Raw genomic sequence first — 23,127 nt, 5'->3', positions numbered from 1 at the left:
CTCCTCACGGCGCCTTCGGCGGTTCGATCCGCCAGATCTTGCCGTCGTCTTCGTCGGTGACCACGTAGACGTTGCCGTCCGGCCCGACGCGGACGTCGCGCACACGCTCGCCGATCTCGTTGAGCAGGCGTTCTTCGCCGACGACCTTGTCGCCGTCCAGGGTCAGGCGGATCAGGTTGCGCTCGGCCAGCGAGCCGAGGAACAGACTGTCGTTCCACGGACTTTCCGGTCGCCCGGTGTAGAACGCCATGCCGGACACGCCGGGGGATTTCTCCCACAGGTGGTGCGGTTGTTCCATGCCGTCCTTCGCCTTGCCTTCCGCTTCCGGAATGGGCTGGCCGGAATAATTGATGCCGTGGGTGATGACCGGCCAGCCATAGTTCTTTCCAGGCTGGGGCAGGTTGATCTCGTCGCCACCACGCGGGCCATGCTCGCTCTGCCAGAGCGTGCCGGTGCGCGGGTCGCGCGCCATACCCTGCATGTTGCGGTGGCCGTAGCTGTAGATCTCGGGGCGCGCGTCGGCGCGGCCGACGAAGGGATTGTCCTGCGGCACGCTGCCGTCCAGGTTGAGGCGCACCAGCTTGCCCTGCAGCTTGTCGAGTTCCTGCGACATCGCGCGCTTGTTGCGCTCGCCCTGGCTGATGAAGAGGTGGCCGGCATCATCGAAGACCAGGCGCGAGCCGAAGTGGTTCGGGCCATCGACTTTCGGTTCCTGGCGGTAGATCACCTTGACGTCGGCGAGCGCGCCGTCGGCCAGCGTGCCGTAGGCCACTGCGGTGCCTGCGGTACCGTTGTCGCCCGGCTCGGCATAGCTCAGGTAGATGCGCTGGCTGGCGGCGAAATCCGGCGCGAGCACCACGTCGAGCAGGCCGCCCTGGCCGGTGGCGAAGACCTTGGGCAGGCCAGTGACCGGTGCGGACACCGCGCCGTCGGCACCGACGCGGCGCAACTGCCCGCTGCGTTCGGTGACGAGCATGCTGCCGTCGGGGAGGAACGCAAGCCCCCAGGGATGATCCAGGCCACTCGCCACCTGCGTGGCCCGGACTTGGCCCTTGGCACTGGTCAGCGTCTGCGCGGGCTGGCTCGCGGGTGCAGGCTGCTCCGCTGCGGTGGTGGCGTTGCCTTTGGCCTCTCCGTTCGCTGGCGAATTGCACGCGGCCATGGGCAGCGCGAGAAGCAGGGCGGTGGCGAGTCGATGGGATGCGTTGCGCAACGTCGTATCTCCTGTGGGGGACATAATCAGCGGTAGCCGGCGGCCTGCAGCTCGAACAGTTCGGCGTAGCGACCACCTTCTGCCAGCAGCTGCTCGTGCGTGCCGCTGGCTTCAAGCCGTCCTTCATTGAGGACCAGGATGCGGTCCGCCATGCGTACGCTGGAGAAACGGTGCGAGATCAGCACCGCGGTCCGATTGTCCGACAATTCCTTGAAGCGCTGGAAGACCTCGAATTCCGAGCGCGCGTCCAGCGCGGCGGTCGGTTCGTCCAGAATCATCACCTGCGCATCGCGCATGTAGGCGCGCGCGATGGCGATCTTCTGCCATTGTCCGCCGGACAGGTCCACGCTGTTCTTGAAGCGGCGGCCGATCATCTGGTCGTAGCCCTGGGGCAGCCCGGCGATCACTTCGTCGGCCATGGCGCGCGCGGCGGCATCGCGGATGCGGGCCTGGTCGTGCATGGCATCGATCTGGCCGACACCGATGTTCTCGCCGGCAGTCAGGTGGTAGCGCACGAAGTCCTGGAAGATCACCCCGATGTTGGCGCGCAGTTCGTCGATGTCGTAGTCGCGCAGGTCGCGACCATCCAGCAGGATGCGGCCCTCGTCCGGGTCGTACAGGCGCGCGAGCAGCTTGACCAGCGTGGTCTTGCCGGCACCGTTCTCGCCGACCAGCGCCAGCACTTCGCCGGCGCGCAGCTCGAAGTCCAGCCCCCGCACCGCCCAGCGCTCGGCGTCGGGATAGCGGAAGCCCACGTTCTCGAAGGTGAAGCCGCGGGTGATCGGTTTCGGCACCGGGACGGGATCGGCGGGCGAGGTGATCTCCGGTTCGATCTCGAAGAACGAAAACAGGTCGTCCAGGTACAGCGCCTGGCCGGCGACCTGTGAGAAGCCGACCAGCAGGCCTTCCAGCAGCTGGCGCAGGCGGCGGAAGCTGCCGGCGAGGAAGGTCAGGTCGCCGATGCTGAAGTCGCCGCGTACCGTGCGCCAGGCGATGTAGCCGTACGCCACGTAGTACCCCAGCGTGCCCAGCGCCGCCAGCAGCGTGCCCCAGACCGCACGGCGCCGCGCCAGCGCGCGGTTGGCGATGAAGAATTTGTCGGCCAGGGTGCGGTAGCGGCTGATCAGGAAGCGGTGGAGGTTGAAGATCTTCACCTCTTTCGCCGTTTCCACGCTGGCACCCATCTGCCGCATGTACTCCAGTTGCCGCCGCTCCGGCGTCCACTGGAAATTCAACGAGTAGCCCACCGCATTGAAGTGCGCTTCGCCGATGAAGGCGGGAATCAGTGCCACCGCCAGCAGCACCATCAGCCAGGGCGCATACACCAGCAAACCCGCGGCGAAGCCGACCACGGTGATGGCGTCCTGCACCTGGCCGAACAGCTGGCTCATCAGGTTCATCCGGCCCATGGTCTGGCGGCGCGCGCGGTCCAGCTTGTCCTGCAGGTCCGGGTCTTCGAAGTCCTCCAGGTCCAGCGTGGCCGCGTGTTCCATCAGGCGGATGCTGGTGGCATTGGTGAACAACTCCGACAGCAGGGCATCGGCATAGCTCACCATGCGACCCAGCAGATCGGACAGGATCGCCAGCGCGAATTCCACCGCCAACAACCAAAGCAGATGGTCCAGCACGCCGCTGCGCCACGCAGCCATCAGGCCTTCCTGCGGCACGCCGGCGCCGACCAGGCGGATGGCTTCGTCGATGATCAGCTTGCCGATGTACAGCGTGACGATGGGCAGCAGCGCGCGGATCACGCGCAGGCCCAGGCTGGCGGTGGTCAGGACACGACTTGTCTGCCAGATCTGGCGCAGGAACGGCGCCAGGTTGCGCATCGCATCGAAGCGCTCGCGCAGGTTCGGCTTGGTGGCAGGACGCGGGGCGACGCCCTTGGGCTTGCCCGCGGGCGGGGGTGACGAGGCCATGCGTGGATTGTGCCTGCCCCGGATGGATTTGGGGTGAAAGCGCGGCCCGGTGCCTGTGGGAGCGACGTCAGTCGCGACGGGACGGATGCAGTGCCTGATCGCGACTGACGTCGCTCCCACACCACAGTGATATGAGGGGCATCACCAGGAAGCGACGCGGATCGCGACTGGACGTTTTCCGTGCATCCGTATCCAGTTGTTCGGGGAAGCGGTATGACCCCGTTCGACCGGACCTCTCCAGGTTACGGACAACGCCAGCCGCGATCCGCGCCGCCTCGCACCCCGCTCAGCGCATCGCGACCGCCAAGGATGCCGGCTGGATGCTAACCGCCTGCCCGGGCTCGACGCGTTCGCCGCCACGTACGATCAAACGGTCGCCGACGCGCACATCGCCGGTCACCTCGACCAGGCCATCCACTTCGGCACCGGTTTCCACCGCCAAGCGTTCGGCCTTGCCGGTGCCATCCACGCGCATCACGAAGTCGCCTTCGCGACGCAGCATCACCGCGTCGCGCGGCACCGCGACCACGTTGCGCGTGCCTGCGCTGGGAAGTCCGACGTCCACCGCACTGCCCACCGGCATCTGGGTGGCATCGATGGCGATGCGCAGTTCCAGCTGCCGCGAGGATTCGTCGCCCACCGGCACCAGCGCGGTCACCGGCCAGACGCGCTCGGTGTCGCCCGTGCGCACGAGCACCGGGGTGCCCGTGCCCAGGTGCTGCGCCAGGTCCACCGGCGCACGCACGCGGACTTCCTGCGATGCCGTGTCCACCAGGCGCGCGACGGACGCGCCGGTGGTCAGGTATTCGCCCAATTGGGTGTGGCGTTCGGCGACGATTCCGGTGAACGGAGCGCGCACCACCATCTGTTCGCGCTGGTGACGCGTCTGCGCCAGTTGCGCGAGTGCGCGTGCACGCTCCTGCACCAGCATGTCGCGGTCGGCCCGCAGCTGTTCGTACTGCGCGCGGGCGATGTTCTGTTGTGCGGCCAGTTGCGCGTAGCGCTGTTCCTGCCGCGTCGCAAGGTCGAGCTGGGCCTGGATGCGGGCCAGGTCGGCGCGGCCTTCCTGCTCGCGCAGCCGCAATGCCGTGTCGTCCAGCACCGCCAGCGCCTGGCCGGCGCGTATGCGTTCGCCCACCTCGACCACCTCGACGACGCGCCCGCCCTGTTCGCTGGCGACGCGCGCGTCCTGCCGGCTGATCACGCTGCCGGGCGCCCAGTGGCGCGGCGCGAACTCCGCATTCACCGCCGGCGCGACACTGACGATCGCCGGCGGTGCATCCGGCGTTTCGGGGGCGCTGGCGTCGGCGTCCAGTTTCAGCAGGGGCAGGGCGAGGACACCCGCCAATGCGGCGGCAATCAGGGTCTTGTGCAGGGTGCGCATGTCGTTTTCCAGGAAGGGGGAGGGAATCAAGTCGCAGGGGACGGAAGCGGCGTGACGGGGGTGTCGCGTACGTCCGCGCGGGCGACGCGTGAGCCAGCCAGCCGCAGCAGGGCGGGCACCAGCACCACGGTGAACAGCAGGCTCAGCGCCACGCCGCCGACCGAGACCGCGGCGAGGCCGCGGTAGATCACCGCGCCGGGGCCGGGATTGATTGCCATCGGCAATGCGCCCAGCACACCGGTCAGCGCCGCGATCAGGATCGGTCGCAGGCGCTGTTCCAGGGCCTGTTTCAGCGCTTCGTCCAGCGATGCGCCGCCAGCCTGTGCCTCGCGTGCCTGCGCCACCAGCAGGATGGCGTTGTTGATCACCATGCCCAGCAGCATGATGAAGCCGATCATCGACAGCAGGTCCAGCGTTTGTCCGGCGGCCAAGTCCAGCACGCGCAGGCCCAGCACGCCCCCGAGCACCGCCATCGGCAGGGTGGCCATGACGAAGGCGCTGTCGCGCAATGACTTGAACATCGCCGCCATCAGCATGAACAGCACCACCAGCGCGATCACGAAGTTCGTGCCCATGCTGCGCACAACTTCGCCGAGCCGGTCGGCGCTGCCGGAAATCCGGATGGCGGCGTCGGGGGGCAGCCCATCGCGCAATGCAGGCACGATCTCGTCATTGACGATGTCCAGCGCTTCTTCCAGCGACATCGCAGCAGGGGGATCGACGGTCAGCGTCACCGTGCGGCGACGGTCGATGCGGCGCAACTGGTTGGGTGCGAGCACCGTGTCCACCTGCGCGAGTTCGGCCAGGCTCAGTACGCCGCCCTGGGGTGTCGCCAGGGGCGCCGCGCCCAGCCGTTCGACATCGTCGGCGCGGTCGCTGCGCAGGATGATGGCGAGCCGGCGGTCGCCGTCGAAATGCTCGCCCAGCCACTGGCCGTCACCCAGCGCACGTACGACGGTGCCCAGCTCGGGCCGCCGCCAGCCCGCTTCCGCCAGGCGGCGGTCGTCAGGATTCACCCGCAGCTCCGGCGTGCCGGCATCGGCATTGGGCCACGCCTGCACGTTGGCGCCGGCGAAGCGCTCCGACAGCAGTTTGCGTCCTGCTTCCGCCGCCCGCGCCAGTGCATCGCCATCGCTGTGCTGCAGGTGGATGGCGATGGCGCGTGCCGATCCGCCGAAGCTGCCGAACAGTTCGCCTTCGCTGGCGAAGGCGCGCGTGTCCGGAAAGCCGACGACGATCTCGTCGCGCACGATGCGTTCCAGCTCGCCGATATCGGCGGGATCGACCACGCGCGCGCCGAGCGAACCACCGCCCGGCCACAGGTTGAGGTACCAGTTGCTCAGCTGCGGACCCTTTTCGCCCTCCATGTACGGCCGCATGCGCTCGAGCACCACGGGGGCGATCTCGCGGTTCACGCGTTCCGGGCTCATGCCGGGCGGGAAGTTGAAGAAGGCATCCACCGCGGCACGCTTCACCGGCGGCAGGTAGTCGATCTGCGGCATCAGCAGCGTCGCCAGCAGTACGGGCGCGAGCACCAGTGCGCCGACCCACGCAAGCTGACGCGGACGACCCTCCGTGACACGCAGCGCCCAGTCGCTGACGCGCGACCAGGCGCGGTGCTGGGTGGCGTCGCCGGGACGCGTGCGCAGCCAGCTGCCGGCGGCGGCTGGCAGCACGGTGATGGCGATCAGCAGCGAGATGCCCACTGCGATGGAGATGGTCAGCGCGAGGTCGGCGAACAGCTGGCCTTCCACGTCATCCATGAAGATCACCGGCAGGAACACGGCCACGGTGGTGAGCGTGGATGCCACCAGCGCGCCACCCACCTGGCGCGTACCCTCCAGGGCGGCGCGCGCTGCCGGCATGCCTTCCTCGCGCAGCCGCACGATGTTCTCCGCGACGACTACGGCGGCATCCATCACCATGCCGACCGCGAACGCGAGCCCCGCCAGCGAGATGACGTTGAGGCTGCGGCCGGTGAGCTGCAGCACGATGAAGGTGGCCAGCAACGAAATGGGGATGGCGCACGCGATCAGTGCGGTGGCACGCACATCGCGCAGGAACCACCACAGGCAGCCGACCGCGAGCAGCACGCCGACGGTGAGGCTGCCCGACAGAAGGCCGAGCGCACGGTTGATGAATACCGAGGCATCGAAACTCTGCGCGATATCCAGACCGAGCGGCTTCAGCTCCTGCTCGCGGACGTCCGCGACGACGCGCTTCACTTCATCCAGCGTGTCCAGCACGTTGGCCCCGTTCTCGCGCAGGATGCGCAGTCCGATGGCAGGGTTTCCGTTCTGGTACGCGAAGAAGCGCTGCTCCGGTCGCTTCACTTCGACGCGAGCGACATCGCCAAGCCGTACCGGCCGGCCATCGCGCCAGGCCAGGATCAGCTCGCCCAGGGCCTCGGGCGAATAGCGCCCGGCGAAACGCAGCACGTACTCGCGCCGCCCGGCTTCCACCACACCGCCGGACACGTCGGTGGCGCGCGCCGCGACGGCGGCGACGTCGGGAATCTGGATGCCCAGCGCGGCCGCACGTTCCAGATTGAGGGTGATGGTCAGCTCTTCCTCTGCGCCGCCGTTGATCTCGACGCCGGCCACCCCTTGCACTGCGGAGATGCGCGGGACGATGCGGTCCTCGATCATCTGCCGGTAGTCGAGGATGTCGCCACGCGTGCCCGGCAGCTTCTGCACGAAGAAATAGGTGAGCGAGTTGTTGGCATTGTCGGCGCCCGCCTGCACGACCGGCGGTGTCGCATCGCGCGGCAGCGGCTGCAGCCGGTTCATGCGCGACAGCACCTCCACCAGCATGGCGTCCATGTCGCTGCCGACGGCGAAGGTGAGGTTGATGAAGCTGTTGCCCGCGTTGACGTTGGAGGAGATCTCCTCCAGGCCTGGCAGACCTTGCATCACGGCTTCGATGGGCTCGACGATTTCCGACTCCATCTCCTGCGGCGATGCCGCGCGCCAGCCGGTCTGGATCGACATCTGCGGCCGCTCGATGTCGGGGAACAGCTGCAGCGGCAGCTTCATCAGGCTCATCAGGCCGAAGGCACAGACCATGGCCACGACCACCGCGACGGCAGCGGGATTGCGCAGGGAGGCTTCGGTGAGTTTCATCGTGCAGGTCCGCTCCGGTCTCGGCGGAGCGCACGATGCGCGCGTCTTCCGTGATGGTTATGGCCCGGAAGTCATGCCACGTGCCGTATTGCGGCAAGTGGTGGAACGGGCGCGATGAACCGAAGATCGAGAATTCGCGTTACGCGTGGTTGGCACTGCTGTAGGAGCGACGTGAGTCGCGACCGTACGCGTCGGATTTCGTTGCGCCTCGACAGAGGGCGCGATGTTGGCATGTCGACATCGATTTGCGCGCGTCATGTGCCACGGCAATGGCTGCCGTGCGGTCGCGACTCACGTCGCTCCTACATAAGAACGGGTTACAGCAGCACCGCTAGCTTGTCGCGATGGCTGCGTGACAGTTTCAGCTCCTGGCCGCAGTCCAGCCGCAGGAAGCTTTCCCCATTGGTATGTGGCCGCATCTCGACCACCCGGCGCGCATTGACGATGGTGGAGCGATGGATGCGCGGGAAGCGCTGCGGATCCAACTGCTTCTCGAGCTCGCGCATGGTGGCGCGCAGGATCAGGGTCGTGCCGGTCTGGCCTTCGCCATCCACGTGGATGCACATGTAGTCACCCGCGGCATCGATCCAGCGGATGTTGTGCAGGTCCACGCGCACGGTACGGCCACCGTCGCGGATGGCCAGCTTTTCCTCCCGCCGCAGCAGGTCCAGCGCATCGGGCTTGAGGGCTTCGTCGAGGTGCAGGGGCGGACGGCCGCTCAGTTCGCCCAGCAGGCCGAGCAGGGTGGCGCAGTGGCCGCTGGCCTCGCGCTGCGCGCGCGCCTGGCGCACGCGTGACAGGGCCTGCGCCAGCCGTGAATCGTCCACGGGCTTGAGCAGATAGTCGGTTGCAGAGGCCTCGAAGGCGCGGATGGCGTAATGGTCGTAGGCGGTGACGAACACCACCAGCGGCATCTCGCTGGCGGGAATCGCACGTAATGTCTGGAAGCCGTCCATCCCCGGCATCTGCACATCCAGGAACATCAGGTCAGGCCGGTGTTCGCGCAGGCCTGCGACGGCGGATGCGCCATCGCCATACTGGCCGACGATGTCGATGTCGGCATGCGCGGCCAGTCGGATTTCCAGTCCGCGCCGCGCCAGCGGTTCGTCGTCGACGATGAAGGCGCGCAGTCGTGCCGGGCGGGGCGGTGGGGTGGCGTTGTCCATGGGCTCAGTCCGCCAGCGTCTGCGAGGTTTCGAAAGGCAGGCGCAGGGTGACTTCGATGCCGCGCTCCAGATTGCGTACGGAGAAGCCACCGGACCCGCCGTACAGCACGCTCAGGCGTTCGCGCGTATTGCGGAGGCCCACGCCCTTGCCGGGCGGCAGTTCATCGCCCTCCAGGCTTCCGCAGCCGGGGCCGTCATCGATGACGCGCAGCACCAGTTGCGCACCGTCCCGTTCGGCTTCGATACGCAACAGGCCGCCTGCGACCTGCTTGGCAACGGCATACTTGATGGCGTTCTCCACCAGCGGTTGCAGCAACAGGCTGGGCAGCAGCGCACGCCAGCAGTGCTCGTCGATGTCGGTCTCGATGCGCAACCGCTCGGCGAAGCGGATCTTCTCGATATCCAGGTAAAGGGTCAGTGCATCGAGTTCCTGGCGCAGCGTGACGCGCTGCATCGGGTCGTTGTCCAGCGAGTGCCGGAGAAACGACGACAGGCCCTGCACCATGCGGTTGGCGGTGACATTGTCGCGGTCCAGGATCAGCGTCGAAATCGCATTGAGCGTGTTGAACAGGAAATGCGGATTGAGCTGGTAGCGCAGCATCTTCAGCTGCGCCTGGTGCGCCATGCTGCGCGCGGCCAGCGTGCGCTCGGTTTCGCCCTGCAGCTGCTGGTAGTACTTGATGCCCATGTACGCGCCGACCCAGGCCAGCACCACATAGATGTAGCCGAGCGAATAGGCGATGAACTCCAGCCGGGTGGTCGGCTTGCAGGTCTCGCAGAAATCCACCAGGACTTCGCGTGTGACGAAATCGATCAGTGCCGAGCTGGCCAGGACCACGGGAATCATCAATGCCAGCAGCTGACGGGGCGGCAGGCTCCAATAGGTCCTCAGCAGGAAGCGCAGGCCCAGCGTGACCAGCGCACCCATGGTCGCGGCGGTCGCGGGCACCACCCAGTAGCCGGAGGGCTTGCCGTGGGCGACGGCATACAGGCAGCCCTGCGCGAAGTAGGCGCCCCAGCCCGACAGGTGCAGCAACCAGAAGACGCGCTGGCGGGGCAGGTCCAGCGGATGGGAGGTGGCGATGGCCATGGTGTCGATCAGGACGCAGGTGGCGCCATGCTAACGCCACCGGGTGCGGCGGTCCGCACGGTTCGTCGGTGCAGGGCCACGCTTGGGCGCAAGACCGCCGGCGTTGCGCTACTTCAGCGGACCGGGCGGCTCGCCATCGCCACCGGATTGCAGCGCCACCGGCAGGTGCCAGCCATAGGTCACTGCCATCATGCGCAGGCCGAAGCAGAAAGCCGCGCCCACCACGGCGCAGGGCACCATGGGCAGCGCCAGCCAGTGGCCGACGGCGACGACCAGCGCGCCAGCCAGCGCCGCGACCGCATAAAGCTCGGCGCGCAGCACCAGCGGCACCTGGGCGAGCAGCAGGTCGCGGGCGATCCCGCCACCGATGCCGGTGAGCATGCCCATCGCGGCGGCCATCGGGGGTGAGATGCCGTACTCCAGTGCCTTCTGCGTGCCGGCGACGGCGAACAGCGCCAGGCCCATGGCGTCGAACAGCCGCACCGGATGGTGCAGCTTCTCGATCAGTGACGCGCGGAAGAACGTCACCACGCCGGCGGCCAGTGAAGTGACCGGATAGCGCCAGTCGCTGAGCGCCGCGGGTGGGGTGGCGCCGATCAGCAGGTCGCGGGTGATGCCGCCTGCGGTCGCAGCGATGAACGACAGCACCAGCACGCCGAAGATGTCCAGCCGGCGCCGCACGCCCAGCATGGCGCCGCTGAGTGCGAACACGAACGTGCCGACCAGATCGAGGATGAGGACCAGGGTTTCCATGGTCCCCATTGTGCCGCCTGAGGCGTCCCCGCGATCAGGGCAGGATCGGCTGCATGCCCACGCCCAGCCGGTTCCAGGCGTTGATCGTGGCCACCGCCATGGTCAGTTCGGCGATGCCGGATTCATCGAAGTGCTCCTTCAGCGCCTCGTAGGTCGCATCGGCGGGCGCGCCCGAGGGCAGGGTGGTCAGCTGTTCCGCCCAGGCGAGCGCCACGCCTTCGCGGGCGTCGAAGAAGCGGCTGTCGCGCCAGCCGGCCAGCGTGTCCAGCTTGCGCGGCTCCACGCCGGCCTTGCGCAAGGCGCCGCCGTGCATGTCCATGCAGTACGCGCAGCCGTTGATCTGGGAGACGCGCAGGAAGACCAGTTCGAGGAATTCCTTGCCCAGCGCGCCGTTGTGCAGGGCGGTGCTGGCGGCGTACAGGCCGCGGAAGGCTTCGGGGACGTGCTTGGGATAGTCGACGCGATGGAACTTCTGGCTCATGGCAGGGCTTCCGTGGCGGCCACCGTGGCCGCCTTCACTACCAGGACGCGCCACCGTCCTTCGCCGTGACAGCCGTGCCCAACTTGTCGGGATTGGCGACGGTGAACAACTCGCTGATGCGTTCGCCATCGCTGACCGCCACCATCACCGCCGCCAGTGCATCGTCGCGGTAGCGCAGGATCGCGGGCTCGCCATTGACGGTGCCCATGCGCCAAGTGATTGCCGGATCCTGCCGGCGATACGCCGCCCAGAACAGCCGCGCGATGCGTACCGCGCCCAGCAGCGGACGGATGACCGCCACGGCCTTGCCGCCGCCGTCGGAGACCAGTTGCGCGTCCTCGCGCAGCAGGGCGGTGATGGCGGGCTGGTCGCCGCGCCGCGCAGCCTGCATGAAGCGCTCCAGCAGGCGGCGGTGGTTCTCGCGGGGAACGTCGAAGCGCGGCCGGCCCGCCTGCACGCGTTCGCGCGCGCGGTGGACCATCTGCCGGCAATTCGCCTCGCTCTGGCCCAGCAGCGGCGCGATCTGCGCGTAGTCGTAGTCGAAGGCCTCCTTCAGCAGGAAGGCCGCGCGTTCCTCCGGGCCCAGCCGTTCCAGTACGGCGAGGAAGGCCAGCGAGACCTGCTCGGCGACCTCGGCGGAATGTTCGGGGGTCGGGGATTCGTCGATCTCCGACGGGGCGGGCAGCCACGGGCCGGTGTAATGCTCGCGCTGCACGCGCGCGGCGCGCAGCCGGTCGATGCCAAGCCGGGTGGCCGCAGTGACCAGCCAGGCTTCGGGGTCGCGGATGCCTGTCCTGTCAGCCTGTTGCCAGCGTAGCCAGGTGTCCTGGACCACGTCCTCGGCATCGCTGCGGCTGCCCAGCAGGCGGTACGACAGGCCGAACAGGCGGGAACGGTGGGCTTCGAAGGTGTTTTCGGCGTTCATGCGACCAAAGACGGGGCAGGGGGCCTGGCTGTGACAGGCGGGCGACGCGTCACTTTGGCCTAAAATGGGCGCTTCCGCCCGCTACCCACCGGCAGCCCCGGCTTTGCCCGCCCCATGACCTCGATCAAGCAGGAAGACCTCATCCAGTCCATCGCCGATGGCCTGCAGTACATCAGCTACTACCACCCGGTCGACTACATCCAGAACCTCGCCGCCGCCTACGAGCGCGAGGAATCGCCGGCCGCGAAGGACGCCATCGCCCAGATCCTGATCAACTCGCGCATGTGCGCCGAGGGCCACCGCCCGATCTGCCAGGATACCGGCATCGTCACCGTGTTCCTCGAGATCGGCATGGACGTGCGCTGGGACGACGCCACGATGGGCGTGGAGGACATGGTCCACGAAGGCGTGCGCCGCGCCTACAACCATCCCGACAACAAGCTGCGCGCCAGCGTGCTGGCCGACCCGGCCGGCAAGCGCACCAACACGAAGGACAACACACCCGGCGTGGTCAACGTGAAGGTGGTACCGGGCAATACCGTCGACGTGATCGTCGCCGCCAAGGGCGGTGGTTCCGAGGCGAAGTCGAAGTTCGCCATGCTCAACCCCTCCGATTCCATCGTCGACTGGGTGCTGAAGACCGTGCCGACGATGGGCGCCGGCTGGTGCCCGCCGGGCATGCTCGGCATCGGCATCGGCGGTACCGCCGAGAAGGCGATGCTGCTGGCGAAGGAATCGCTGATGGAGCCGATCGACATCACCGACCTGCAGGCGCGTGGTCCGTCCAACCGCGCCGAGGAACTGCGGCTGGAGCTGTACGAGAAGGTCAACGCGCTCGGCATCGGCGCGCAGGGCCTGGGTGGCCTGACCACCGTGCTCGACATCAAGGTCAAGGATTACCCGACCCACGCGGCCAACCTGCCGATTGCGCTCATCCCGAACTGCGCCGCCACCCGCCATGCGCACTTCACCCTCGACGGCAGCGGCCCGGTGATGCTGGACCCGCCCTCGCTGGAGGACTGGCCGGAGCTGACCTACGACGCCTCGAAGGGCCGTCGCGTCAACCTCGACACGCTGACGCGCGAAGACGTGGCCAGCTGGAAGCCCGGCGAAGTGCTGCTGCTCAACGGCAAGCTGCTGACCGGCCGCGACGCCGCGCACAAGCGCATGGTCGACATGCTCAACAAGGGCGAGCCACTGCCGGTCGATCTCAAGGGGCGTTTCATCTACTACGTCGGCCCGGTCGATCCGGTGCGCGATGAAGTTGTCGGCCCGGCGGGCCCCACCACCGCCACCCGCATGGACAAGTTCACCGAACAGGTGCTGGCGCAGACCGGCCTGCTGGGCATGGTCGGCAAGGCCGAGCGCGGCCCAGCGGCGATCGAGGCGATCAAGAAGCACCAGTCGGCCTATCTGATGGCGGTCGGCGGCGCGGCGTACCTCGTCTCGAAGGCAATCAAGGCGGCCAAGGTCGTCGGCTTCGCCGACCTCGGCATGGAAGCCATCTACGAGTTCACCGTGCAGGACATGCCGGTGACGGTGGCCGTCGATTCGCAGGGCACCTCGGTGCACCAGACCGGTCCGAAGGAATGGCAGGCGCGGATCGGGAAGATTCCGGTGGTGGTGGCCTGATGCTGGTTCCTTCTCCCCTCGGGAGAAGGTGCCCGAAGGGCAGATGAGGGAAAGCGGAGTCAGGATGTTTGAATCATTCGGACTTGCGTTACCCCTCACCCCAACCCCTCTCCCGCAGGGAGAGGGGCTCAAACTTCAAGAGGTCCTGCATGTCGACGACGCTGTACTACTCCCGCAGCACCGCCAGCCTGGTCGTCCACTGGCTGCTGATCGAGCTGGGCATCCCGCATGAGCTGCATGAGCTGGACTTCGACAAGCGCGACCAGAAATCGGACGACTACCTGAAGCTCAATCCCGCCGGGGTGGTGCCCACGCTGGTGATGGACGGGCAGGTGATCACCGAGACCGCCGCGATCCTGATGCACCTCGCCGACACGCATCCGCGTGCGGAGCTGGCGCCTGCGGTGGCGAGCACGCAGCGTGCGCAGTACTACCGCTGGATGCTGTTCTGCGCAAACACGCTGATGCCCGCGTATCGCGCCTGGTTCTATTCCGCCGAGATCGCCGGCGAGCCCAACGTCGAGGCCACGCAGCAGCATGCGCGGGTGAAGCTGGAGAAGGCGTGGGGGCAGGTCGCCGACCATCTGGAAGCAGATGGCCCCTACCTGCTGGGTTCACAGCGCAGCGCCGCCGACTTCCTGCTGACCATGCTGATGCGTTGGTCGCGCAACATGCCCAAACCCACCGACACCTGGCCGGTGCTGCAGGCGTATGCACAGCGGATGAAAGCGCTGCCTAGCTTCAAGGAAGTCTATGCCCGCGAAGGGCTGACCGACTGGACGTGACGGGCACCTGATCCAATGTAGGAGCGACGTGAGTCGCGACCGCGGATCGGGAAATCGCGTGAAGCCGAGGCCACGAGCGGGGTGCGCCTGAAATACATCGCCTGGAGCTGCGTTCCTGCCCGTCTTTGGCGTGCGGTCGCGACTCACGTCGCTCCTACAGGGAGCACGGTGCTCTCTCAGTCCACATACTCGTCGAACTTCCGCCCGCCCTGAAACGGCATCAGATGCTGGCGCAGAATGCCGCGCGGCACCGTCTCCAGCTTCATCACGCCGTACTCCTCGGGCCAGTCTTCCTGCTTCGGCGGCAGCTTGAAAGTGCCCATCAGCATGTCCACCAGCGGGAGGTGGATGGCGTAGTTCACATCCAGGTAGTCCTTGTGCCGCGCGTGGTGCCAGTGGTGGTAGCGCGGCAGCACCAGCAGGTACTCCAGCACGCCGAAGCGGATGCCGAGGTTGGCATGCGCCAGTACGGCTTGCAGGCCGACCAGGATCACGTAGGCGTTCACCGCGGGTGCCGAGAACCCGAGGATCAGCAGCGGCAGCAGCACCGCGCTGCGGGTCAGCACGATTTCGACAAAATGGATGCGCGAACCTGCCAGCCAGTCCATTTCGCGACTCGAGTGATGGACGGCATGGAAGCGCCAGAGCCACGGAATGTTGTGGTACGCACGGTGCAGCAGCGCCTGGGCCAGGTCGGCCACGAACACTGCGATCAGGAACTGCGCCCACACGGGCAACGACTGGATGGCGTCCTTCAGTGCCGGGAAAGCCGCCAACCCGGCGATGGTGGAGGTGGATGCTGTCACCAGGATCAGGATGAACTGCACCAGCACGTGGCTCATGAAGAAGTAGCCCACGTCCGTGCGCCAGCCGGGGCGCAACGGCGAAACGCGGCGCTTGCCCAGGTAGTGCTCCAGCGGCACGAACACCAGCGCCGAGAAGAACAGCGAGATCACGAACCAGTCCAGGCCCAGCGAGTAGGGCGTCTTGCCGATGGCGTCGAACTGCACGTTGGTGCCACCCAGCAGCACGGCGAGCGTGGCACCGCCCACGCCGACCAGGGCGATGCGCTTGTTGCGGTCGCGCAGGATGGCCAGCGTGCCCATGCCGAACGCCGCTGCCAAACCGACCAGCAACAGGTGGCGCGCGAACTGCTCGTTGTAGACCGCGCGGAACTCCTTGCTGGTCAGCAGTTCGGGATGGTGGAAGCAGAGCACTGCCATCAGGCTGAGCAGCCCGAGCAGGGCGGAGGCGTAGGCGAAGAACGAACGGCGCGGGCGGGGCATGGTGCTTCCTTGGCAGGTCGAGTGGCTTCCTGCGCCAGATTTTACGTCAGACGATGCGATTTCCGGCCGCGTCCACCACGCGTTCTCCGTCTTCCTTCGCGAAGGCGCCCTGTTGCGGTCGCGGCAGGATGTCCAGCACACGCTCCGAGGGGCGGCAGAGTGTGGTTCCCATCGGTGCCACCACGATCGGCCGGTTGATGAGCACCGGGTGGGCCAGCATCGCATCGACCAGCGCGTCGTCGTCCGCATCGGCCAGGCCGAGGTCCGAGTACAGGGTCTCCTTGGCGCGCACCACCTCGCGAACCGGCACCCGCATCGCCGCGATCAGCGACAGCAGGGTGACGCGGTCCGGTGGCGTCTTCAGGTACTCGATGACGTGCGGCTCGATGCCGGCATTGCGGATCAATCCCAGCGTGTTGCGCGACGTACCGCAGGCCGGGTTGTGGTAGATCGTCACGTCGCCCATCAGTACCAGTCCAGCAGGGAGATGCCCAGGCCGATATAGGTGGCCTTGTGGTTGTAGTCGATCAGGCTTTCACCGTAGCCGTGGAACAGCTGCAGGTGTGCACGGAAGCTCCGGTTGATCGGGAACCCGTAGTCCACCTGCAGGGCACCATGCGAGTCGTCGCCTCCACGCAGCGAATGCCGGCCCAGTACCGTGAACACATGGCCGTTGCGTGCGTAGGTGAGCATCGCATCGCCGCGGCCGATGTAGTCCTCGATGTCGGGGTTATCGTCGTCGTTGCCGTCCGGCACGCGGTACCAGGGACGCAGTACCAATGCCCAGTTGTCGCGATCCAGGCCGATGGTGGCGATGACGCGGTTCCAACTGCGCGACAGCGGATCGCTGCGGCCATTGGACTGGTGGTTGAGCGCGATGCCGGCCATGCGGCCCTTCCAGCCGGCGATGCTGTAGTTGTTGCGGAACACCAGCATCACTTCCGGCTCGTAGTTCGTCTCCCGGAACGGGCGTGATTCGTCGCCGTTGTAGACTTGCCAGCGCGAGCTCTGGGTGTAGGCGCCCCAGACGTCGCCGTTGTCGCCGAACAGGTTCTCCGCGAACTTGGTCTTGAAGCTCAACTGGAACTTCGCCTCGATGTCCTGCAGGTCCTGTGGCTCGGTGACGGTGTTGTCCGGGTTGGGCGAAGACGGCGTCTCGTTGACCTGGCTGGTCCAGAACGCGGGCAGCAGGTACATGGGCTTGTAGGCGCGCAGTTGGAACACGCCCAGCTTGGAGTCCTTGGCCAGCTCCCAACGGCTGTCCAGCAGCGAGCCGCGCCCCGCATTGGCGATCAGGTCGGCGTCGGCCGGATCGTCTGTACGGAACCATGCGCCCAGGCGGCGGCGCGTACGCTGGCTGAGGGGAAGATCCTGGCCGGTCTCCATGTCGGCGGTAGCCTTGGCTTCGGCACGAGCTTGCGCGCGCGCCTGGATTTCGGCTTCCCGGGCAGCCAGCGCCTGTTCGTCGGCCTGTCGGGTGTCGGCCGCAGTGCGCCCAAGTGCTGCGTCATAGCAGGCCAGGCGTGCGGCGTCGTTCTCGAGCGAGAAGCAGGCCTCGGCGGCCGTTCCGGCGGGGGCGTTTTCCTGTGCTTGGGCGCTCAGTACGAAGGTAACTCCGATTACCAGGGGCAGAAGCCGGGTGGGGTGCGTCATGCAGGGGCTCGAAGGTGGGGGCGGCGACATTCTGCCAGCCGGCGCGGATGGGACGTGCGACGTGGTGTTCAAAAGATCCAGGCGAACACGAATAGTCCCAGCATCGCGAATGCCAGGCCCAGCTTGAGCACCACGCCCAACAGGATGCCAAGCCAGGTGCCCAGGCCCACCTTGGTGGCCTGGCGGAATTCCCGGCCATGCCAGAGTTCGCCCAGCAGCGCGCCGATGAAGGGGCCCGCGAGCAGGCCGATGGGCATGAAGAACAGGCCGGCGAACGTGCCCAGCACGGTCCCCAGTAATGCCTTGCGGCTCGCGCCGACCCGCTGCGCACCGATTGCGGTGGAGAAGATGTCGACGGCGAAGGACAGCGCGGTCAGCAGGCCCAGCACGACCAGCGTGCCCCAGCCGATCTGCTGGAAATCGCCCGCCCAGGCAGCCAGCAGCATGCCGCCGAATACCAGAGGCAGGCCGGGCAGGGCGGGCAGGATCACCCCCGCGATGCCAACCAGGATCAGCACCACGGCCAGGGCGTAGTAAAGCATCTGGATATCCAAACAATTCTCCTAGTGAATCAAGGGGTTGGCAGGGGGTTGACTTTTTCGTTCAAGCGTTTGCATTTTGCCAAATGCCGGGTTACTGTGCGGCCGCTGCCGTTGCCAAGGTCACCGTGAATCGTGGCCTGATGGGGTAGATCCATGATCCGCTGCATCCTTGTACCTCGCTTCCTCCTTGCAACCAGCCGCCCAGCAGGCGTATCCACCACCCGTTTCAAGGAGCAAGTAGATGTCTGATCGTGAAACCGGAACCGTGAAATGGTTCAACGATGCCAAGGGCTTCGGCTTTATCAGCCGCGAGAATGGCGAAGACGTGTTCGTGCACTTCCGCGCCATCCAGACCCAGGGCTTCAAGAGCCTGAAGGAAGGACAGAAGGTCAGCTTCACCGTCGTGCAGGGCCAGAAGGGCCTGCAGGCGGATGCCGTGCAGCCCGTCTGACCCGACCGCCGAACCGCGCAACAGCGCGTGCTCCACAAGAAAAAGCCCGGCTGATGCCGGGCTTTTTCTTGGTTCTTGGTCGCGGTTGCGATCAGCGCAGTACCACGCGACCGTTCTGGATACGCACGTAAGTGTTCTCGCGGATGCCACCCAGATCGCGCTGGCTGATCGTGACGCGGCGACCGTCATCCATCCGCACGGTCACGTTGTAGGTTTCGCCGGTGGTGCGGTTCTGGATGGCGTTGCCTGCGGCCGCACCCGCGACGGCGCCGGCCACGGTGGACACATTCTTGTTGCCTTCACTACCGCCGGTGCGATCGGAAATCTGGCGGCCGGCGACCGCGCCGACGATACCGCCCAATACCGCGCCGGTGGCGGACGGCGCGCTGCGGCCCGACGACACGACATCGATGCGTTCGACGATGCCGCAATCCGCGCAGTACCGGTTGGCGGGGGCAGTGTTGCTGTAACCGCCGCCATAACCGCTGCCGTAGCCCGGCGACGTGCTGGCGCAGCCGGCGAGCGCGACGGTGGCGGTCAGGCCGATGACAAGCAGGCGCATGTTCATGGAAATCTCCTGTGGGTGGCCGGCCCCGCGTGGTGATGGGGCCGTTCGATGGCCATGCTCCACAGCATCGCGTGAACATGATGAGAACCGGGCCGCATGAGCGGCCCGGTTCTCAGTTGCGATTCAGACGCCGGCCGTGCGATTAGCCGCGGAAGTCCTGGTGGCAGGCTTTGCAATCCGTGCCGATCTTCTCCACCACCGCCCCGGCGGCGACGCAATCGGTCGGCGGCGCATTCAGGGCGGCGTCGAGGTCTGCCCGGAACTGGCTGGTGTGGGTCTTGAAGCGCGAGTCGTCGGCCAGGCCCGGGAAAGCGACCTCCAGGTCGTTGGCGATCGCCCGCAGCGTGCGTACGTGCGGAATCGTGTCGGTCGCGGCGCAACGATTCTGCTTCACCTTGTCCGACAATTGCCCGGAGTGCTTGGCCATCACGTGCATCACCGCGTGCGGGAATGGATCCTGTCGTGCCTGCAACGCACGCATCGCCATCACCGTGCAGACGGCGCCCACCACCAGGCCGATCAGGAACAGGAACAGGTAGCGTGAGGCGGCGGAAGGCTTCTTGATCTCGGGCTGGCTGGCCATGCGGCGGGCTCCATGTGGTTGACGCCGCGATGGTACGACGCGCGTCACGGTTCGCGCCACGCTTTAAACTGGTGACATGAAGAAAGAACTCAAGGACCGCTTCGGCGGCATCGACCGGCTGTACGGCGTGGGGGCGGTGACCCGCCATGCCGCTGCGCGCGTGGCGGTGGTCGGCATGGGCGGCGTGGGCTCGTGGGTGGTGGAAGCGCTGGCGCGCTCGGGCGTGGGTCACCTGACGTTGATCGACGCGGACGACATCTGCGTGTCGAACACCAATCGGCAATTGCCGGCATTGGAGGGCCAGTACGGTCGCAACAAGGCCGAGGCGATGGCGGAACGCTGCCGCGCGATCAATCCGCTGATCGACGTGGATGTCGTGCCGCAGTTCCTTACCAGCGCCAACATGGTCGAACTGCTGGATCGGAACTTCGACCTGGTGCTCGACGCCTGCGACAGTTTCCGGGTGAAAGTGGAGATGATCGCTTGGTGCCGCCGCCGCAAACTGCCCATCGTGGTTTCCGGCTCGGCGGGCGGGCGTACCGATCCCACCCAGATCCGGCTGCGCGACCTGTCGCGTACCGAACACGATGCGCTGCTAGCACTCGTGCGCAAGAAGCTCCGTGCGGAGTTCAACTTCCCGAAGAGCCGCGACCGTTATTTCGGCGTGCAGGCTGTGTACTCGCTGGAGAACGTCAAGTATCCGCAGGCCGACGGCTCCGTCTGCGGCCTGCGCCCTCAACTGGGCGCGGATGCCGCGCTCAAGCTGGACTGCGGCGCGGGCCTGGGGGCTGCCACCCACATCACCGGCGCATTCGCGTTCGCGATGGTGGGCAAGGCGCTGGAGCTGCTGGCCAAGCCGCGCAGGGTCATGTCCGGTAGCGACTGAGTCACGTGACTCGCCTTGGCGCATAGGCGCGGCGCTTCGGCGCACGCCCCCTGTGCAGGGCGATGGGGCGAAGGGATAGTGCGGCCCCTTCCTTCATCACATCGGCCATGCATATCCGCGCTCTGCTGCTGATCGGGCTGCCGCTTTTCGCCGCAGCCGCCCATGCCTGTCCGGTCGTTCCCGACGCGATGCGCGCTGCGCGCATCCACGCGGCCGGCGGCCCCGAATCGTTGCGCGTGGAGCGCGTGCCTGTCCCCGCACTGCAGGCAGGGGATGTCCTGGTGCGCGTCCACTACGCGAGCATCAACCCCGTCGACTGGAAACTGCAGGAAGCGGGTCGGCTGCCGTTTCCCGCTACGCCGGGTGGCGATTTCGCGGGAGAGGTGGTGGCGGTCGCGCCAGGCGTGACGGCATTCGCCTGTGGTGATCGCGTCGCCGGCATCGTGGATCCGCGCGAGCGTTCCGGCAGTTACGCGGAATACGTGTCGGCGCCGGTCGCGTCCATCCTGCCGGCGCCGCCGGCTTTCACCATGCAGGAGGCCGCCGCGTACCCGACCGTGGCGGTCGCCGCGTGGCGCTATCTGGTCGCCGCCGCGGACGTCCAGCCCGGCGAGAGGGTGCTGGTGCACGGCGGCGCTGGCGGCGTGGGCTCGATGGTCGTGCAACTGGCCAAGGCGCGCGGGGCATATGTCATCGCGACCGCATCTGCGCGCAATCATGAATACCTGCGCGCGCTGGGCGCGGATGACGTGATCGACTATCGCAACGTCCGCTTCGAGGAGGTGGTGCACGATATCGACATCGTGGTCGACACCGTGGGGGGCGATACGCTGGCGCGCTCACCCCGGGTGCTGCGCGAGGGAGGGCGGCTGGTCACGCTGGTCGGCCCGGTGCCCGCTGCGCTGTGCGTGCCGGGTCGCGTCGTCTGTCCCGCGACGCCGCCGTGGGATGTGCAGGCAGGGCTGAACGGAATGGCGCCGTTGATTGCGGCAGGCCGGTTGGGTGTCCATGTCGATGGCCTGTATCCGCTGGACCAGATCGCCCAGGCCCAGCAGCACAATCGCGCAGGTTCCACCCGCGGCAAGGTGGTCGTAGCGGTTGGTGCGGACAATGTCGGCAATGCCAGCGGCGATGACGTGGCTGCGGTGCGGCTGCCGCTGCAGGCCTATCTGGATGGCCACGCCACCGGCCAGCGACGGCACTTCCAGCGCGCATTCGCCGACGATGCCGTGCTGGTGGGATACAAGGATGGCCAGTATCGGCACTGGCCGGCGCAGGACTACATCAAGGCTTCTTCCAGCGGCCGCGCGCCGGCAGATGAAGGCATGCGCAAACGCTGGATCCGCCAGATCACCGTGACCGGTGACGTCGCGACTGCCGTGATCGAACTGGACTATCCAGACATGAAGGCCTTGGACCACATGACGCTGCTGCGTTACGGCGACGCGTGGAAGATCGCGGTCAAGGCCTATCACGCGACGACGCCCGCCCCGGCGGCTGATCCCGTTCAGGTCGTGCGCTGAAAGTTCAGTCGTGGACGACAGCGGGCAGGCCGAACAACCGCTCGGCATTCTGCGTGGTGGCGCGCGCAAGCTCATCAGGCGCTATGTCACGCAGTCCGGCAATGGCGTCGCGGACTACCGTCAGTCGCGCGGGTTCGTTGCGCTGTCCGCGGATGCCCGCATCGGGCTGGTCGGGCGCATCCGTTTCCAGCAGCAGGAAATCGAGCGGCATCGAGCGGGCGAGCGTGCGCAGGCGATTCGCTCTCTCGTAGGTTACCGGTCCGCCGAGTCCGATCAGGAAGCCCAGCTGCCACAGCTGGCGTGCCTGTTCCGGGCTGCCTGAAAAGCTGTGCACCACGCCACGCAGGCCACCCACGCGTTTGAACGACGCGATCACCGCATCTACTGCGCGGCGCGCATGCACGATCACCGGCAGGTCGAACTCGCGCGCCAGGTGCAGCTGCCCTTCGAAGTAGCGCTGCTGATCATCCGCATCGAGGCCTTCCACGAAGAAGTCCAGGCCGCACTCGCCGACGGCCACGGGCCGTTCGCGCTCTATCCATCGGCGCAGTTCGCCCAAGTGCGCGGGCTGGTGTTCGGCCAGGTACATCGGATGTAGCCCATAGGCCGGGAACAGGCCCCGATCACGCCCGCAGACATCACGTAGCCTGGGCCAACTGGTCGCCGCCACCGCGGGTACGATCTGCCGGGTGACGCCCGTCGCGCGCGCGCGCGCCAGCGCAGCCTCACGGTCCGGGTCGAATTCCGGTGCGTCGAAATGACTGTGGCTGTCGACCAGCATTTCGATCAATGCTTCGAAGGTTCGATCGTGTTTGGCGGGTCCTTGCGTCGTTTCCAGTTGGCCAGCAACAACGTGCCGAGGCCGAACAGAATTTCATCGACGAACGGAAACGGATCAGGCAGGACCAGGGTGACCATGAAGAGCGCAGCGGTGATCTTGAAGAGCGTGGGGTAACGGAGCTTTCGCGCCCACTCGAGCAGGGGCAGCAACAGGGGATTGGGCATGGTGGTGAAGGCTCTTGGCAGTATGGAACGGGCATCACGCTAGCATGATCGGCGCGTGGCGGAAGCGTTCACTTTTCGTTGGTTTTCGTGGCCATGAGCGGGTACTTTGTTCAGGTTGGCAATGGTGCAATGATGGCCAATGTGAATCGGGCGTCGCCCG

Annotated in this window: 22 protein-coding genes; 5 read left to right on the top strand and 17 right to left on the bottom strand. The window is 66.9% G+C overall.

What is annotated here, in order from left to right:
• Nucleotides 1-4 precede the first annotated feature (4 nt).
• The 9 genes from FB548_RS07525 to FB548_RS07485 form a co-directional block, all read right to left on the bottom strand.
• On the bottom strand, nt 5-1,213 hold the full coding sequence (locus tag FB548_RS07525) for a PQQ-dependent sugar dehydrogenase (protein ID WP_255470414.1): 1,209 nt from the start codon (nt 1,211-1,213) through the stop codon (nt 5-7).
• 26 nt (nt 1,214-1,239) lie between these two features.
• A complete protein-coding gene (locus tag FB548_RS07520; RefSeq protein WP_142124179.1) occupies nt 1,240-3,132 on the bottom strand; it encodes an ABC transporter ATP-binding protein in 1,893 nt (630 codons plus the stop codon).
• Nucleotides 3,133-3,418: 286 nt separating this feature from the next.
• Nucleotides 3,419-4,516: an efflux RND transporter periplasmic adaptor subunit gene (locus tag FB548_RS07515; RefSeq protein WP_142124178.1), complete on the bottom strand. Its 1,098-nt coding sequence runs from the start codon at nt 4,514-4,516 to the stop codon at nt 3,419-3,421.
• 26 nt (nt 4,517-4,542) lie between these two features.
• Nucleotides 4,543-7,638 carry an efflux RND transporter permease subunit gene (locus FB548_RS07510; protein ID WP_142124177.1) on the bottom strand — a complete coding sequence of 1,032 codons (3,096 nt, stop codon included), beginning with the start codon at nt 7,636-7,638 and terminating at the stop codon, nt 4,543-4,545.
• A gap of 317 nt (nt 7,639-7,955) precedes the next feature.
• Entirely contained in the window at nt 7,956-8,804 is an 849-nt protein-coding gene (locus FB548_RS07505) for a LytTR family DNA-binding domain-containing protein (RefSeq protein WP_142124176.1), read from the bottom strand.
• 4 nt (nt 8,805-8,808) lie between these two features.
• Nucleotides 8,809-9,894, bottom strand: a complete 1,086-nt coding sequence (locus FB548_RS07500) for a histidine kinase (protein ID WP_221625920.1) — start codon at nt 9,892-9,894, stop codon at nt 8,809-8,811.
• Between the two features lie 108 nt (nt 9,895-10,002).
• Nucleotides 10,003-10,647 (bottom strand): trimeric intracellular cation channel family protein, encoded by a 645-nt coding sequence (locus FB548_RS07495; protein WP_142124175.1) that lies wholly within the window; start codon nt 10,645-10,647, stop codon nt 10,003-10,005.
• A gap of 34 nt (nt 10,648-10,681) precedes the next feature.
• Complete coding sequence (locus tag FB548_RS07490) at nt 10,682-11,128, bottom strand: carboxymuconolactone decarboxylase family protein (RefSeq protein WP_142124174.1); 447 nt, start codon at nt 11,126-11,128, stop codon at nt 10,682-10,684.
• 37 nt (nt 11,129-11,165) lie between these two features.
• Complete coding sequence (locus FB548_RS07485; protein WP_142124173.1) at nt 11,166-12,053, bottom strand: RNA polymerase sigma-70 factor; 888 nt, start codon at nt 12,051-12,053, stop codon at nt 11,166-11,168.
• Nucleotides 12,054-12,167: 114 nt separating this feature from the next.
• On the opposite strand from FB548_RS07485, the gene FB548_RS07480 reads away from it, so the two are divergent.
• Nucleotides 12,168-13,685 (top strand): fumarate hydratase, encoded by a 1,518-nt coding sequence (locus tag FB548_RS07480; RefSeq protein ID WP_142124172.1) that lies wholly within the window; start codon nt 12,168-12,170, stop codon nt 13,683-13,685.
• Nucleotides 13,686-13,834: 149 nt separating this feature from the next.
• Nucleotides 13,835-14,470 (top strand): glutathione S-transferase family protein, encoded by a 636-nt coding sequence (locus FB548_RS07475; protein ID WP_142124171.1) that lies wholly within the window; start codon nt 13,835-13,837, stop codon nt 14,468-14,470.
• Between the two features lie 176 nt (nt 14,471-14,646).
• On the opposite strand, the gene FB548_RS07470 is transcribed toward FB548_RS07475, so the two are convergent.
• From FB548_RS07470 to FB548_RS07455, 4 genes are all read right to left on the bottom strand, one after another.
• The gene (locus FB548_RS07470) at nt 14,647-15,756 is read right to left on the bottom strand and encodes a sterol desaturase family protein (RefSeq protein ID WP_142124170.1); all 1,110 of its coding nucleotides are present in this window, start codon (nt 15,754-15,756) and stop codon (nt 14,647-14,649) included.
• 46 nt (nt 15,757-15,802) lie between these two features.
• Nucleotides 15,803-16,222, bottom strand: coding sequence for an arsenate reductase (glutaredoxin) (gene arsC, locus FB548_RS07465; RefSeq protein WP_142124169.1), 420 nt, complete (start codon nt 16,220-16,222; stop codon nt 15,803-15,805).
• Entirely contained in the window at nt 16,222-17,409 is a 1,188-nt protein-coding gene (locus tag FB548_RS07460) for a phospholipase A (RefSeq protein ID WP_142124168.1), read from the bottom strand. Before FB548_RS07460 ends, arsC begins: the two co-directional genes overlap by 1 nt.
• A 68-nt stretch (nt 17,410-17,477) precedes the next feature.
• A complete protein-coding gene (locus FB548_RS07455) occupies nt 17,478-17,963 on the bottom strand; it encodes a DUF456 domain-containing protein (RefSeq protein ID WP_142124167.1) in 486 nt (161 codons plus the stop codon).
• Between the two features lie 229 nt (nt 17,964-18,192).
• On the opposite strand from FB548_RS07455, the gene FB548_RS07450 reads away from it, so the two are divergent.
• A complete protein-coding gene (locus FB548_RS07450; protein WP_055944114.1) occupies nt 18,193-18,402 on the top strand; it encodes a cold-shock protein in 210 nt (69 codons plus the stop codon).
• 91 nt (nt 18,403-18,493) lie between these two features.
• On the opposite strand, the gene FB548_RS07445 is transcribed toward FB548_RS07450, so the two are convergent.
• Together FB548_RS07445 and FB548_RS07440 are read right to left on the bottom strand one after the other, a co-directional pair.
• The gene (locus FB548_RS07445) at nt 18,494-18,970 is read right to left on the bottom strand and encodes a glycine zipper 2TM domain-containing protein (RefSeq protein WP_142124166.1); all 477 of its coding nucleotides are present in this window, start codon (nt 18,968-18,970) and stop codon (nt 18,494-18,496) included.
• Nucleotides 18,971-19,112: 142 nt separating this feature from the next.
• On the bottom strand, nt 19,113-19,553 hold the full coding sequence (locus tag FB548_RS07440) for a cytochrome c (RefSeq protein ID WP_142124165.1): 441 nt from the start codon (nt 19,551-19,553) through the stop codon (nt 19,113-19,115).
• Between the two features lie 76 nt (nt 19,554-19,629).
• Between FB548_RS07440 and FB548_RS07435 the strand changes: the two genes are divergently transcribed.
• Nucleotides 19,630-20,439 carry a tRNA threonylcarbamoyladenosine dehydratase gene (locus FB548_RS07435; RefSeq protein WP_142124164.1) on the top strand — a complete coding sequence of 270 codons (810 nt, stop codon included), beginning with the start codon at nt 19,630-19,632 and terminating at the stop codon, nt 20,437-20,439.
• Between the two features lie 107 nt (nt 20,440-20,546).
• Nucleotides 20,547-21,962, top strand: coding sequence for a nuclear transport factor 2 family protein (locus tag FB548_RS07430; RefSeq protein WP_142124163.1), 1,416 nt, complete (start codon nt 20,547-20,549; stop codon nt 21,960-21,962).
• 4 nt (nt 21,963-21,966) lie between these two features.
• Here FB548_RS07430 and FB548_RS07425 read toward each other — a convergent pair whose 3' ends face one another.
• Nucleotides 21,967-22,749, bottom strand: a complete 783-nt coding sequence (locus FB548_RS07425) for a TatD family hydrolase (RefSeq protein ID WP_142124600.1) — start codon at nt 22,747-22,749, stop codon at nt 21,967-21,969.
• On the bottom strand, nt 22,749-22,967 hold the full coding sequence (locus FB548_RS07420) for a DUF6116 family protein (protein WP_142124162.1): 219 nt from the start codon (nt 22,965-22,967) through the stop codon (nt 22,749-22,751). The genes FB548_RS07425 and FB548_RS07420 overlap by 1 nt, the downstream gene beginning before the upstream one ends.
• Nucleotides 22,968-23,127 lie beyond the last annotated feature (160 nt).

Source organism: Pseudoxanthomonas sp. 3HH-4, from assembly GCF_006716465.1.
Taxonomy (GTDB): Bacteria; Pseudomonadota; Gammaproteobacteria; order Xanthomonadales; family Xanthomonadaceae; genus Pseudoxanthomonas_A.
This window is presented reverse-complemented; position numbering and strand designations above follow the sequence as displayed.